Source organism: Paenibacillus sp. SSG-1, assembly GCF_002224835.1.
Classification (GTDB): Bacteria; Bacillota; Bacilli; order Paenibacillales; family Paenibacillaceae; genus Paenibacillus_AQ; species Paenibacillus_AQ favisporus.
Window position 1 is genome coordinate 5749354 of record NZ_MBRK01000001.1, and the last position, 13410, is coordinate 5762763.

Sequence of the window (13410 nt, forward strand, 5' to 3'; positions counted from 1 at the left end):
TCCTCTCTTATGCGGTCCAAGTCTCACCGCAGCCGGCTCCGGTATTCGACCGGGGTCACGCCGGCATAAGATTTGAATGTCTTAATGAAATAGCTTTGATTGTCATAGCCCAGCTGCTCGCAAATCTCCCCGACGGTCGCTCCCGTCCGGTCCAGCAGCTCCTGGGCCCGCATCATTTTGAGCCGGGTCACATATTCGATAAAGGTGCTGCCCGTCTCCTTCTTGAACAGCCGGCAGAAGTAGCTGGTGTTCATGTGGAGGTGCTCCGCCACCTCGTCCAGCGAAATCCGGCTGTGCAGCCGCCGCGTGACGTACACGCAGGCTTCGGTAATCTCGGGCCGTCTGCCGGACTTATGTCCGCCAAAATCGGTCGCCGCCCACGACTCCAAATGCCCGTTCAGCCAGGCATGAAGATCTGCAAGCGAATCGATGTCCGCGATTTCCTTGTGGAGCGTATCCGCGGACGATGCCGTCGAAACGGAAGGGATGGCTTGCAGCTTCAGCTTCAAATCGAGCAGCAGCTTGAGGATCCAATCCTTCACTGACTCCGGCGGATACCGCTCATTGCGGATCCTCGCGGTCCAGGCCGCCGTCGCCGACCGGATCGCCTGCGGCTCCCGGTCCAGTAAGGCCCCGCGCAGCTCGCCAAGTGCCTCATCGTAGAAGCTGAACAGATCCCGCGGCGGCAGGTCATCCCCTTCCGGCTCCGGCTCCAGCCTCGGCCTTGATGCGCGCAGCTTCACCGTCTCTCCGGGTTCCAGATAGAAACGCAGCCCGCCCGAGGCCAGCAGACCGCTGAGCGCCTGCTTCAAGCTCTCCGGCGAAGCGCAGGGCTCGCCGATGCACAGCGACATGTCAACCTTAAGTACTTTTCGCAGCGCGGACTGGATTTCCTTCAGCATCTGCGCCGTTTCCTCATAAAAATTCCGATGGAGCCCCGGCTTGCCGGAGAAAAACAGCAGCCAGGTTCTGGCATCGTAACCCGCGTGTACCCCACATGGTGCAAAGTTCTCCAGCACTTCCTTCATGACGTTGCCGACGGCAAAACGCAGCGTTTGATCCGAAAAGAAGCGGTATTTCACCTGCCGGTAGTTCTCCAGAAATCCAGCGACCGGCAGGGTGTGCTCGCCTTCCCGGAGCAGGCCGTACTCCGCTGCTTCCTTCCTCCAGTTCTCCGGGGACAGCAGGGGCAGATCGATGAGGTTTTTCAGGCTTTGTTCCTTCCGCAGCTCCTTCGCCTCATCATACATGCGCTTCATCCGGCTGTGCTCCCATCCGGCCTGCTTCTCCTCATCCATCGCCTGCTTGAACCGGGTGAGCCGCTGTACCAGATCCTCCGGGTCAAGTGTGTCCTTCAGCAGATAGTCCTGTACGTTCAGACGGACGGCCTGCTGCGCATACTGAAACTCGCTGTGACAGGACAAAATGGCGATGCGCACGGCGGGATTCAGCTCCCGGATGCGTCCCGACAGCTCCAAGCCGTCCATCTTGGGCATCCCGATATCCGTAATGAGAATATCCGGGGTCTGGCGCTGGGCCTGCTCCCAGGCGCTCCATCCGTTCTCGTGGGTGGACATCAGCCTCAGCCCGAGCTCCTCCCAGCGGATCGTCTCTGACAGCAGCTCAATCACGGGGTAATCATCGTCAGCCAGCATGACATTATACATCCCGCAGCCCCTCCTTCCGTGGAATATGCATCTCAATCACGGTTCCGGCCCCCGGCTCGCTGTTCACGCAAGCCTGGAATCCATCACCGAACATCATGTTCATCCGCTCCGCCACATTGGGCAGGCCAATGCCTGAAAAGGAGCCGCTTGACGGCGAAGGCTCCGCTTCATAGGCGGCTCCGTTCAGGATCCGCATCAGCTCCTGCCTCCGCTCCTCTTCCATTCCCGCGCCGTCGTCAGCGACCGTCAGAATGATCCGCTCCGCCTCCGTCACCGCCCGGATCGATATCGTGCCTGCCTGGCGGCTCAGCCCATGAATCATCGCATTTTCGACCAGGGGCTGCAGGAAGAAGCGCGGCACTTTGATCAGAAACGCCTCCGGGTCAATATCCAGCTGCAGCACGGCCTCCTCCTTCTGCCGCAGGTTCATCAGGGCGACGTAATGGGAAATCAGGTCGATCTCCTCATGCAGCAAAATCTCGTCGTCCTCGCGGCTGATCGTCATGCGGAGCAGGACCGACAGCGAGCCGATCATCTTGGCGCTCTCCGGATCGCCGCGCTTCATCACCTTCATCCGGATGGAATTTAACACGTTGAACAAAAAATGGGGATGAATCTGCGCCTGCAGCATTTTAAGCTCGGCCCTTCGCTTGCGGGCCTGGTGGTCCGACACCTCGGCGATCATCTCTTTGACCCGGTCCAGCATCTGGTCGAACAGCAGTCCGAGCCGCCCGATCTCATCGTTGCCAGCAACGCCTGAACGCACGTCCAGGTTGCCGCGCTGCACCGCGTTCGTTACCTTGCCAAGCCGGACGAGCGGCGTCGTGAACCTGCGCACCAGCACGATCAGCAGCAGAAGGAACACGAAGAACGAGATCATTTCGAACAGAAATACTTTGCTGAAGATGGCATTCAGGTCCACGATTGCGTCCTGATACGGCTGCATCAGCACGAGATGCCAGCCGTTCATCGGAATCTCCTGCTCCACTACCAGGAACTTCTCCCCGTCGATCCGTTCAATCGAATACGGCTTGGTTCCCTCGTTCAGATCAGCATAAGCAAACTTCCTGCCGATTTGGCCGGCCGGTCCCGATACGATCGTGCCCGCGCTGTCTACCATCAGCACCCGGTTTCCCTTGGAGAGCCGGTCAAAGATGCCGCTAACCTGATCCTCCACCCAAGACACCACCACATAGCCGTAAATTTCCGAATTGGCCAGCCGCAGCGACCGGGCTATGGATAGCTGGTAAGGGTGATCGGCTTGATCCTGCACATAGACGGTTCGCTCAGGCCCGGTCCAATAAGACTCCAGCCCTCTCAGCTCCTTCATCTGTCTGAACCAGGGCTGCCGGGTCAGGTCCGGCGGATTGTAATCGCTTACGGAATAATTCATGTAATACGCCCCGTTTGTCAGCAGCACGGTCACATACGTCTGCTCGCCGACCACCGTCAGGCTGTCGAGCTGCTCCAGTACCCGGTTCGCATCGGTAAACCGGCGGTACGGATCCTTCTCCTCATTGCCTGAGGCGACCTGCTTGAAATAGGTGTTCAAACCGGAATTGACTTGAATGTAATTGGCAATGTTCAGCTTGCTGGACAGCAGGTTCGTGACGGATCCGGCCACCAGCTGCAGCGAATCCCTCGCGTTCGATACGGCCTGCCGCTTCACCGCCTCCCGCGATAAGCCGTTGTATACGATCAGGCTGATGACCGCGGGAACGACGATGCAGACAATCGATGCAAAGATGAGCTTGTGGCGGATCGAGCGCAGCGCCAAGTGCCGCAGCCGGTTGATCATGATGGTCCCCCCAGGGTACAAAAAAGGGACGAAATCGCCGTCCCCCGTTTTTGGATCATATTATACCAAAATTATTTTTGGTTGGATTCGATGATTTTGTTCACGCGCTCCTGCGAGTTTTTTACCGTCGCATCGATATCCTGGTTGCCGAGGATCAGCTTCTCGTATTCCTCGTTGACCGCTTTGAACACTTCGGCCTGGTAGGACGCCGGCGGTACGATCGCCGATGCTTTCGAGGCGACCAGCGTGTCGACCAATGACTTCTTGTCGACCTTCTCCGAGGTTTTCGTGCCGGCGAGGATCGTATCGATGATCTGCTCCACCTGGTCGCTCTTCACCTGACTCCAGGCCGGAATATTTTTACCTTGGACCGTCTGCCCTTCGGTCGTGTACCAGCGCACAAACTTGTAGGCTTCTTCCTTATGCTTGGACTTGGCGGCGACAGCGACATAATCTGTCGTGACCGGGGTGATGCCCGTGGGATCGCCCTCTTTGTTTTTCGGGAACGGCGCCACGGCGACGTTAAACTCCAGCGGTACCTTATCCGTCCCGCCGATTTCGGTATTCATCCAGCTGCCGATCACGATCATGCTCGCCGATTGGTTAAAAAACTGCGTCCGGTAATTGAGCTTCTGCGAAATCATATCGGTATACGGAACGGAGGACTGGTCCTCTTTTTCCATTTTCAGCCGCAGTTCCAGCGTCGCCCGGAAATTGGGATCATCCAGATTCGAGGAGCCGTCGGCCTTGAGAAAGTCGGAGTTTTCCGGCTGATTCTCCATCTTCAGCTTCAGGAATTCCAGCCAGCCCCCGCCCTGCGGGCCATGGAAGTACGTGCCGTAGCGCTTGCTTGCGCCTTCGCCCTTGGTGAGCTTTTTCGCATAATCGGCAAACTGGTCCCACGTCCAATCTGTCGGCACGCTCAAGCCCGCTTCATCCAAATGGTCCTTGTTCAACAGCACATACCACGGGTTGAACTTGCCCGGCAGCGCATACACCTTGCCGTTCAGGCGGGTATCGACTTTATAATCCGTCTCTTCCTTATAACCGTCCTTGGCAATGTAGTCGTCCAGCGGTTCCGCCATGCCCAAAGCTACGCGCTGAGCGTATCCGGCCGGATCGCTGAACATCAAGATGTCCATCTGTGCGGAGGACGCCGCCTCCAGGTCCAGCTTCTTGGAAGCCTCCTGCGTATCGCCTTTTTCACTGAGCTGCACCAGCTCGATCGTGACGCCGGGGTTGGCGTCTTCGTAGGCCTTGAGCGTCTTGCTCCAATTGTAAGCTTCCTCGGTTCCATAGGTGTATAATCTCAGGTTGACCTTGTCCTGGCCGCCGCTTGATCCGCCGGAGCCGGACGCCGCCCCTTCGCTATCCCCGCCGCCGCTGCTTCCCCCGCAGCCTGACAGCAAACTGATCAGCAGCATGCCGGCTGCCGCGCCGGTAAGCCATCTTTTTCTCTTCATCCCTCAATAACCTCCCTTGGATTATGCTTGCCGTGAAAATGCTTCTACCGCCAACTGCCATACAGCTAACAGGACACCGGCCTCGGGCCATTTGCCCGCTTATCCGCCTGCGTCCGTGTGCCTCCGCATGCCTCGGTGTGCTCCGTATACCTCCTCCGTATGCCCACCGCTTGCCGGCTGCGTTTTCCCGTATCTGACGCTTTGATTATACCGGGGCCGTTCCCCCGGCTCATGACGTTAAATTGACCGTTGATCCTGCTATTTTGACGGATGCTAGCCCTTGACTCCACCGAGGGCGATACCTGCGATGACGTTTTTTTGCCCAATGATAAAAATCAGCAATAGCGGGAAAATGGCGGATACCGCCGCGGCCATAATCAGCGAGTAGAACTCCCCGCTTAAAGACGTAAACTTCTGCATCGCCAGCGGAATCGTAAACAGCCGGTCGCTCCGCAGAAAGATCAGCGGATTCTGATAATCGTTCCATGTCCAGATAAAACGCAGAATGGCGTAGGTCGCCACCGCTGGCTTTACGAGCGGCAGCGCGATCGAGGAGAAGATGCGGGGATGACCCGCGCCATCAATTTTCGCCGACTCGATGAATTCCTGATGAATGCCCATAAAGAATTGACGAAGCATGAACGTGCCCAGCACGCTGAAGCTGCCCAGAATGATCAGACCGAAATGGCTGTCGAACAAGCCGATGTTGCGGTATAAAATAAACTGCGGAATCAGGATCGCCTGCCCCGGAATCATGTAGGTGACCAGCACGATCATGAACAGCCAGCGCCCTGCGGCAAATTGGATTTTGGAGAAGCCGTAGGCGGCCAGGGCCGACGCCGTGCAGGAGATCAGCGTCGTCAGTACGCTTACTTTGATCGAGTTCCAGTAATAGAGATAAAAAGGGTAATCGCCGAACCATACTTCTTTATAATTCGCCACCGCGTTCCATTTCCTTGGGATCCACTGGATCGGGTAGACGAAGACGTCCTTTTCGATCTTGAAGGAAGTGACCAGCATCCAGATGAACGGCATCAGAAACAGGATGCTGACCGCCAGCATGACCGCGGTGATGACCAGCCTGCGCCAGTCGGGCCCGGTACGTGTCGTCATTTTCCGCTCAGCTCCTTTCGCTTAGTAATTGACCCATTTCTTCTGGGCGGACCACTGTCCAAGGGTAATCAGCATAACAAAGGCGAACAGAACGGCGGCGATCGCCGAAGCATAGCCCACCTTCAAATTGACGAATGCCGTGTCGTACAGGTACCAAACCATCATCGTCGTAGAGCCCACCGGGCCTCCCTGTGTCATCACCGCGATAATATCGAACACTTTGAACGTCGAAATGATGCCCGTTACCATCAGGAAAAAGGACGTCGGCGACAGCAGCGGCACCGTAATCCGGGTGAATTTTGTCCAACCGTTCGCGCCGTCGATGTCAGCCGCCTCGTACAGGTCGCGCGGGATTGACTGCAGCCCGGCGATATAAATGATCATGTTGAAGCCGATGGAGATCCAGACCGAAATCATCATGATCGACAGCAGCGCAAAATGCGGATCGGCAATCCATTTTGGCGGATGCTCCACCCCAATCGATTTGAGCAATTCGTTGATCGGGCCGTAGGAGGGCTGAAACAGCACCTGCCAGACGACGGCGACCGCGACGACGCTCGAGATATAGGGCATGAAGTAAGCGACTTTGAAGTAGCTCTTCATGTATACGAACCGGTCGATCAGGATGGCGAGCACCATCGAAATGAGCATGTACACCGGCACGGTCAGCAGAAAGATGACATTATTGCGGACCGATTTAATAAACATGTCATCATGAAGCAAATTTCGAAAATTTTCAAACCCGACCCAGCGGATGCCGTTCCACCCCTGCACAAAGTTCCAGTCGGCGAATCCGAGCACCATCGTTGCGACGATCGGCAACAGCACAAGGATGAATACCCCGAGCAGCATCGGGCTGACGAACAGCATTCCCCACAGCGTTTCGCCCCGCTGGAGGGAGCCGCTCTTCCGGGTTCGTTTCCCTATGCCCGGCGGCGCTGCCGCGGCCGTTTCCATTCGTTGTTCCAAGCTCCACACCCCGTTTCTTCTGCATTCCTTAAAACCTGATTTGATTAAAAGAAAAACGTCTATCGACGTGACTTCAAAGAAGACAGACCGCGTTTAGCGGAAGTTTTTCTTGCAATCTCAGGAAGCAATGGCTCTGGATTTTATACTTGATATTATAAAAAAAATACCGTCAGCAGCTTTGACGGTATTTTGATCATATTCACGCTAATTTTTACTTTTTTCAGCAGCGGAACTCCAAACCTGCGCCGCTAAAACCTCTGCCGCCTTCAGGTGACATTCCCAGTCACCTTTGCTCCGGCATCCGATTATGCTGTACTACGTACTATGGAATCACAAGGAGAGAAACTTGATGAATTCAGACCGCTCCCCCTTTATCTCGTCCAGGCTCAAATCGGGGCTGTACGCCCTGAACAAGCTCGCATCGGCTGGCTTGACGCTGCTCCTGCTGGTGCTGATCTCCAGTATGCTGCCCCTTCAGGATCAGCTTCCTCTGGCATCGGACACCGATCTGCCCATTCCCTTGTCCTACTGGGTCTACGGTTATGCGATGACCGCCTCCATTCTGGCGGATTTTGTGCTGTACGTGCTGCCTCCCCTGTCCAGGGACAAACAAATCTCGATCTACGCGGCGGCCGGTTTTTTGTGCTTCTATGCGCTGTATGTACATGACGCCGCAGGTACGGACCATATCTCCTCCACGGTGGCGGGCATGTGTACGGTGCTGCTGTTTTACATCGGGAAAAAGCTGTTTGTGCGCGATTCGCTCATCACGCTGATTTTCGCCCTGCTGGTCCCCCTGCTCTGCTGGGGCTTTCTGTAGCGGCTGCTTTTGCGGCTCCAGCCGGCTACAGCGCTTCGATGATATCGCCCGCCACGAGGGATGCCGGATGGGCGCGGCGCCGAGCCGCCGCTTCGCCGGCCAGTCCGTGCAGGTACACGCCGAACGCGGCCGCCTGCGGACCGCTTGCGCCCTGGGCCAGCAGCCCGGCGATGATGCCGGTCAGCACGTCGCCGGCGCCCCCGGTCGCCATGCCCGGGCTGCCGGTCGCGTTCACGAACGCATCACCGTCCGGCGTGGCGATGACCGTCCGTGCGCCCTTGAGCACCAGCGTCACCCGGTGCGCCTTGGCGTATTCGGACGCTAGGCGAATCCGGTCACGCTGCACCTCGGCGGTGGACAAGCCGGCCAGCCGCGCCATTTCGCCGGGATGGGGCGTCAGCACCGTGTCCGCCTGGCGCGGCTTCCACGCGTCCAGGTCGTCGCTGGCTGCCAGCATGTTGAGCGCGTCGGCGTCGACGACCATCGGGCATGCCGCCTCCTCCCAGAGCGTGCGCAGCCAGCGTCCGTCGCCCTCGAAGCGCCCCAGCCCGGGGCCGACGGCGAGCACATCGCGCCCAGCCAGCAGCTCGAGCACGCGGGCGGCGGAGGCCTCGTGCCAGTCGGCGGCTGTCGCCGAGGCGAGCATGACCTCCGGCGCGGCGCCCGCCATATGCGGCAGCAGCGGACCGGGCAGCGCCCAGGTGACGAGGCCGCTGCCGGCTCGCAGGGCCGCCCGCGAGCAGAGCAGGCCCGCGCCGCTCATCGGCAGGCTGCCCGCCGCTACAAGCACGTGGCCGTACGTGCCTTTATGGCCGTCCGGCGAGCGGCGGCGCGCCGTATCGACCCCAAGCCGCGTGCGCAGCACCTCCTCCGTCAGCAGGAACGTGCTGACGTTCTGCTGCTCGCACAGCAGCGCGGGGATGCCGATGGCGCGCACCACGATCTCCCCGGCGGCTTCCGCGCCGGGGAACTGCGCCAGGCCTCGCTTCAGGAACGCGAGGCATACGGTCCGCCGTGCACGGATGCAGGGATCGTGCACGGCCCCCGTGTCGGCGTCCAGCCCGCTCGGGATGTCCGCCGACACGATGTCCCTGCCGCTGCCGTTCGCCGCGGCAATCAGCTCGGCGTAGGCGCCGCGCGGCGCACCGCGGCTGCCGGTGCCGAGCAGGGCATCCACGATGCCCGTGCAGGCGGTGAAGTCCACGGCGTCCCGGCCGTGGACGAGCAACGGGATGCCCAATGCGCGGGCCGCGTCCCTCTGCAGCGCTGCCTCGCCGGTGAGACTGCCGGGCTCTGCGGCGTACACGATCGTGACGCGCAAACCCGCTTCACGCAAGTACCGCGCCGCGACCAGGCCGTCCCCGCCGTTGTTGCCCTTGCCGGCAAGGACGAGCCAATGCTCCCGCTCCGGTTCCTCCAGCCAGAGCGCGGCGTCCCCTTGAACGGCCGGCACAAGATCTCCCGGGCCTTCACTATGGGGTCCGGCGCCTAGCCGGGTGCTGCTGCTTGCATCACGGCGCTCCCGGCACCACCGGATCACCTCCTCCGCGATGGCTCTGCCGGCGTTTTCCATTAGCGCCACCGCCGGGATGCCAACCTCCTCGATCGTTCGGCGATCCAGCTCTCTCATTTCGTCGGATGTCACGATATACATCTGCCGTCTCCTCCTTATATGAAACAACCCCACAGATGTGGGGTTGTCTTCGATGTCATCCAGCTGTTTTAAAGGGACCCTCGTATTGTTCAATTCTAAGGCAGCCTCCGCCCGGATGCTTAATATAGAAGCAGCCCGTCCGCGGAGAACCGTCGCTAACCTAGTAAGCTACCGTAAACCGGGTGCGGACGAAATACGGGTCTTCCATTTCGTCGATCATGGCAGCGGCAAGATCTTCGACCGAAATCCGGCTGCTGCCCATCTCATCGGTGATGAGCATGTCCATGCCGATCCGGAAGTTGCCGGTGCGCCGTCCGGTTTCCAGCACCGCCGCCGGGCTGAGATAGCTGTAATCCAGATCTGACAGTCTGTAAATATCGTATGCATCCGCATGCGCCCTGGCCAGCGGCACCAGCTCCTGCGGAAATTCCGGCGTATCCATCAGCAGCGTATCCGGTCCAGTCTTCAGGCTGCCCGCCCCGCCGACGATGAGCAGCCGCTTCACGCCGGCACGCTGTACGCCCTCGATGAGCGAACGCGCGGCTTCCAGCAGCTCCTGCTCCTCGCCAAACGTCGGACCGTACGCGCTGATGACCGCGTCCTGCCCCTCGCATACGCTGGCCACCGATGCAGGGTCCAGAATGTTTCCGGTCACCACGTTCAGCCGTTCATGCTCCTCGGTCAGCTTGGCGGGATCCCGCACGACAGCCGTGACTCCGTGCCCGCGCTTCAGCGCTTCACGAACGATGGCTTTTCCGACCTGTCCACTGGCTCCAAATATCGTAATATGCATTGCATTGATCGTTTCCATAGGTTATTGTCTCCTTCGCTATTATGCCTGTTATTATTCTACATGACCTGTCTTCCGCATGCTATCCTTCCGCTTTTTGCAGCCGTCCGCTCTCCGTCTGCCCTTCCCGGTTATGCTGCAAAATGTATAATCCTTTCCCTTCCTCCCATTCGACATAGGCCAGCTTGCCGGGATCGCTGAAGCCTTTTTCCTTCAGCATGGCCGCCAGCCAATTCCGGTCTCTGCCGATCTGCTGCAATTTGTCGTCGTTATAATCCCCATCCTCCAGCAGATTATAGGTCAGGCCGGATGGATCCGTATCCAGATCCAGATCCTGTTTTTGGACCGCCTCAAAATCCGCGTTCTTCAGAACGCTGAGCGAGCCGTTCGTTTCAAAGATGGCATAAGCAACCTCGCGCAGGGAAAAAATATCCTTTTGACGCAGCATCATGCGCAGCTGCTCAAAATCCAGCCGGTTCTTTTTCATTTCCCGCATATCCACTTTCCCGTTGTGTATTAATATGGAAGGCGTACCCTCCAAAGGCCCCCTGGTTCGGCGTGCATACTGGGTGACTTTTTCAAATAAATACGATAGGATGAACCAAACCGCCAGTCCGAACAGGAGCTGGCCATAGTGGACGTCCTTCTGGTATACCGTATTCCCCACCAGCTCGCTCAGCATAAGCGAGGAGACGAAGTCGAAGGGGGTCAGCTGGGAAATTTCCTTTTTCCCGAGAATCCGGGTCATCAGCCACAAGCCGATGAATCCCGTAATTAATTTTATGGTGATCATGCCATAATCCATAACCTCCGCCTCCCGTGTCTCATCGTTTGCTCAATACTTACCCAATTCAGGGCGGGGCTGAAAATCCCGATTGGCATCGGCGGGCGGAATGGGTAATGTTACCTGGGAGCAGTACTTTAGGGACGGTGGATGGTTGCAAAAACATTTGTAGCATGGAGAGGAGCTGTTGTCACATGATTGGTGAATTTATCGTCCGGCTGGCCGTGGCTGGCCTGCTTGGAGCCGTAATCGGCCTTGAGCGGGAGCTGAGGGCCAAGGAGGCGGGGCTGCGCACCCACTTTCTCGTTGCGGTTGGTAGCGCATTAATTATGCTGGTATCCAAGTACGGTTTCTTCGACATTATGGACCACGACCACGTGGCGCTCGACCCGAGCCGGGTCGCCGCCCAAGCCGTCAGCGGCATCGGCTTTTTAGGTGCTGGCATGATCATTATCGAGCGGAAAAGCGTGCGCGGCCTGACGACCGCGGCCGGCGTGTGGGCTACATCCGGCATCGGCCTGACCATCGGCTCGGGCATGTATGCCGCCGGGATCAGCGCCACGATTCTCGTCATGATCGGCCTGGAGCTGCTGAGCATATTCAAAACCGGCAAAGCGCTCAGCATTTCATTTGAGCTGGACGACAAGGAGTCCGTGAAGCCGATTCTAGAGCGCCTGTCGGTGCGTAAAATCGCAGTGACCTCCTACCAGCTCGAACAAGACCCGAGCGACAGCAGCCTGTATCACCTGAACATCAAGGCCAGGGCCAAGCATAACGGGACGCTGCAGGACCTGCTGCGGGAGCTCGATGAGCTGCCCCATATATTATCCGCAAACCTCGAGTAGCGCAGGTTAACCTGTTGAAATCCCGGAAAGGTTATGCAATAGTAAGAAAAACGGCTATTGATGAAACTTCACAGGAGACAGACCACATTTAGCGGAAGCTTTTCTTGCGATCATTGATTCAGTTTCACCTTTGAAATTCCTGATCTTGATAAAATAATAATGAATGAAGGGAGGTGGCGCTGTTGTCCCTTGCTCTACAGGCCGGCCTTGACCGGCTGACCGGAACGGAGTCGAATTTGATCGTAGCTGGGCTCGCGGTCATCGTCTTCCTCTGGCTGTACATCCGCACATCCCGTTCCTTGAGGGCCGAGGCCGCCGCGCGGCTGGAGCTGCTGCAGCGCACCCTTGCCCTGTACAGCCGGGCGCAGGGCGTCCTTGGCGAAGAAGTGGAAGCCGCCCATGTCGGCGCCCAGGAGCCGGACCAGCTTGTCCAGCTGCTCCAGGAATGCAAGGCGGCCCCGCTGATGACTCCGGAGCTGCTGGACATGATCGATGCTTACATACGCGAACGGGATTTCTCCCGGCTCCTGATGCTGCAGAAAATGCTGGACCGGGAAATCCACCGGAGGATTCATGAACAATCGGTGCTGATCCGCAAAATTGACAATCCCGGCTGGGGCACCAGCTTCTGGAGAATGATCCGTCCGGCGGTTCCTTTCGCCGCTCTGGTCCTCACCCTGTATTGGTTCATCCAGCTGTACAACGGCTTTCAGGACAGCGGCGCCGCCGCCTTGTCGTGGACAAGCCTTGAACTGTGGACGCGGCTCATTTCATGCCTCGCGGCCACGCTCTTCCTGTACTGGGTCATCATGGATACCCGAAGGGATACGCCGGGCATTCTGTACCGGCTGCTCGCCCTGATCATCGCCGCGGTGGCGCTTCTGCATCTGCTCGGTTTGACCGCGGCACCTTACATACTGGCCGTCCAGGTGGTGCTGTTCCTGTTCGGCTTTAACCTGAACCCCAAGCCCAGCCGCCGGAACCGGCCCTATGCCGGCCACCGCGAAGTAACCCAAGACAACGAGGAGAATCCGAAGGATCGCTGAGTCTCCACAGCCTGCGTCCTGCGGCCCTTCCCCCTCGTTCCACTTGTGGAATAGAGTTGGCGCTTCTTCCGTTGGATGTTTTTCTTGCGAGATCAGGAAGCAGAAGCTCCGAAACTTATACTTTTTGATCTCTTAAAAAATAACCCCGCTGCCCTGCCCCCTTCCACGATGGAAGGCAAGGCATTCAGCGGGGTTATTTATTGTCCGTTCTTCATGCTGACGGGGGCGTCCGCGGCTAGCGCAGCCCGGACTCTCTTCCGGTCCTCCGCTCGGCTCTTGCTGCCGCCTTCACGGAGCTGCCCGGCGTGTTCTCGAACCGTTTGCGTTCCGTCCGCTCCATCTGCACGATCTGTCCCTCATGTACAACGATGTGAAGCGAACCGAATTCCATATCGTTCAGCTGACTCGCAATACGTTCCTTCCATACTTCATCAACGATAAGAGGTTTTGCCACAATTGAC

General features: G+C 58.2%; 12 protein-coding genes. 3 read left to right on the forward strand and 9 right to left on the reverse strand.

From position 1 onward, the window contains the following. Positions 1-23: 23 nt before the first annotated feature. The 5 genes from BCV73_RS26340 to BCV73_RS26360 all read right to left on the reverse strand — a co-directional run bounded on the left by BCV73_RS26340 (position 24) and on the right by BCV73_RS26360 (position 6998). A complete protein-coding gene (locus BCV73_RS26340) occupies positions 24-1667 on the reverse strand; it encodes a response regulator transcription factor (RefSeq protein ID WP_089549128.1) in 1644 nt (547 codons plus the stop codon). Then, positions 1660-3465, reverse strand: a complete 1806-nt coding sequence (locus tag BCV73_RS26345; protein ID WP_089549129.1) for a sensor histidine kinase — start codon at positions 3463-3465, stop codon at positions 1660-1662. The genes BCV73_RS26340 and BCV73_RS26345 overlap by 8 nt, the downstream gene beginning before the upstream one ends. Positions 3466-3536: 71 nt before the next feature. Then, complete coding sequence (locus tag BCV73_RS26350) at positions 3537-4928, reverse strand: ABC transporter substrate-binding protein (protein WP_089549130.1); 1392 nt, start codon at positions 4926-4928, stop codon at positions 3537-3539. A gap of 273 nt (positions 4929-5201) precedes the next feature. Continuing rightward, on the reverse strand, positions 5202-6041 hold the full coding sequence (locus BCV73_RS26355; protein ID WP_089549131.1) for a carbohydrate ABC transporter permease: 840 nt from the start codon (positions 6039-6041) through the stop codon (positions 5202-5204). A 21-nt stretch (positions 6042-6062) separates the two neighbouring features. Further along, positions 6063-6998: a carbohydrate ABC transporter permease gene (locus tag BCV73_RS26360; protein ID WP_076172814.1), complete on the reverse strand. Its 936-nt coding sequence runs from the start codon at positions 6996-6998 to the stop codon at positions 6063-6065. 361 nt (positions 6999-7359) lie between these two features. Between BCV73_RS26360 and BCV73_RS26365 the strand changes: the two genes are divergently transcribed. Beyond that, positions 7360-7830: a hypothetical protein gene (locus BCV73_RS26365; protein WP_089549132.1), complete on the forward strand. Its 471-nt coding sequence runs from the start codon at positions 7360-7362 to the stop codon at positions 7828-7830. 25 nt (positions 7831-7855) lie between these two features. On the opposite strand, the gene BCV73_RS26370 is transcribed toward BCV73_RS26365, so the two are convergent. The 3 genes from BCV73_RS26370 to BCV73_RS26380 form a co-directional block, all read right to left on the reverse strand. Beyond that, positions 7856-9484, reverse strand: a complete 1629-nt coding sequence (locus BCV73_RS26370; RefSeq protein WP_089549133.1) for an NAD(P)H-hydrate dehydratase — start codon at positions 9482-9484, stop codon at positions 7856-7858. Positions 9485-9644: 160 nt separating this feature from the next. After that, entirely contained in the window at positions 9645-10277 is a 633-nt protein-coding gene (locus BCV73_RS26375) for an NAD(P)-dependent oxidoreductase (RefSeq protein WP_089550412.1), read from the reverse strand. 79 nt (positions 10278-10356) lie between these two features. Further along, positions 10357-11079, reverse strand: a complete 723-nt coding sequence (locus tag BCV73_RS26380) for a DUF421 domain-containing protein (protein WP_089549134.1) — start codon at positions 11077-11079, stop codon at positions 10357-10359. Between the two features lie 173 nt (positions 11080-11252). Here BCV73_RS26380 and BCV73_RS26385 point away from each other — a divergent pair, with 173 nt between their 5' ends. Together BCV73_RS26385 and BCV73_RS26390 are read left to right on the forward strand one after the other, a co-directional pair. Beyond that, positions 11253-11903, forward strand: a complete 651-nt coding sequence (locus tag BCV73_RS26385; protein WP_089549135.1) for an MgtC/SapB family protein — start codon at positions 11253-11255, stop codon at positions 11901-11903. Positions 11904-12085: 182 nt separating this feature from the next. After that, positions 12086-12949, forward strand: a complete 864-nt coding sequence (locus tag BCV73_RS26390; RefSeq protein WP_076172810.1) for a hypothetical protein — start codon at positions 12086-12088, stop codon at positions 12947-12949. Positions 12950-13184: 235 nt separating this feature from the next. Here the strand turns inward: BCV73_RS26390 and BCV73_RS26395 are convergent, their stop codons facing one another. Beyond that, positions 13185-13403, reverse strand: coding sequence for a YezD family protein (locus BCV73_RS26395; protein ID WP_076172809.1), 219 nt, complete (start codon positions 13401-13403; stop codon positions 13185-13187). Positions 13404-13410: the final 7 nt, after the last annotated feature.

Bases quoted from the DNA above. Each gene is read 5' to 3' on its own strand.
- BCV73_RS26375 (WP_089550412.1), bottom strand. From the start codon at position 10,277: ATGCATATTACGATATTTGGAGCCAGTGGACAGGTCGGAAAAGCCATC.
- BCV73_RS26345 (WP_089549129.1), bottom strand. From the start codon at position 3,465: ATGATCAACCGGCTGCGGCACTTGGCGCTGCGCTCGATCCGCCACAAG.
- BCV73_RS26350 (WP_089549130.1), bottom strand. From the start codon at position 4,928: ATGAAGAGAAAAAGATGGCTTACCGGCGCGGCAGCCGGCATGCTGCTG.
- BCV73_RS26360 (WP_076172814.1), bottom strand. From the start codon at position 6,998: ATGGAAACGGCCGCGGCAGCGCCGCCGGGCATAGGGAAACGAACCCGG.
- BCV73_RS26385 (WP_089549135.1), top strand. From the start codon at position 11,253: ATGATTGGTGAATTTATCGTCCGGCTGGCCGTGGCTGGCCTGCTTGGA.
- BCV73_RS26380 (WP_089549134.1), bottom strand. From the start codon at position 11,079: ATGGATTATGGCATGATCACCATAAAATTAATTACGGGATTCATCGGC.
- BCV73_RS26340 (WP_089549128.1), bottom strand. From the start codon at position 1,667: ATGTATAATGTCATGCTGGCTGACGATGATTACCCCGTGATTGAGCTG.
- BCV73_RS26365 (WP_089549132.1), top strand. From the start codon at position 7,360: ATGAATTCAGACCGCTCCCCCTTTATCTCGTCCAGGCTCAAATCGGGG.
- BCV73_RS26370 (WP_089549133.1), bottom strand. From the start codon at position 9,484: ATGTATATCGTGACATCCGACGAAATGAGAGAGCTGGATCGCCGAACG.
- BCV73_RS26355 (WP_089549131.1), bottom strand. From the start codon at position 6,041: ATGACGACACGTACCGGGCCCGACTGGCGCAGGCTGGTCATCACCGCG.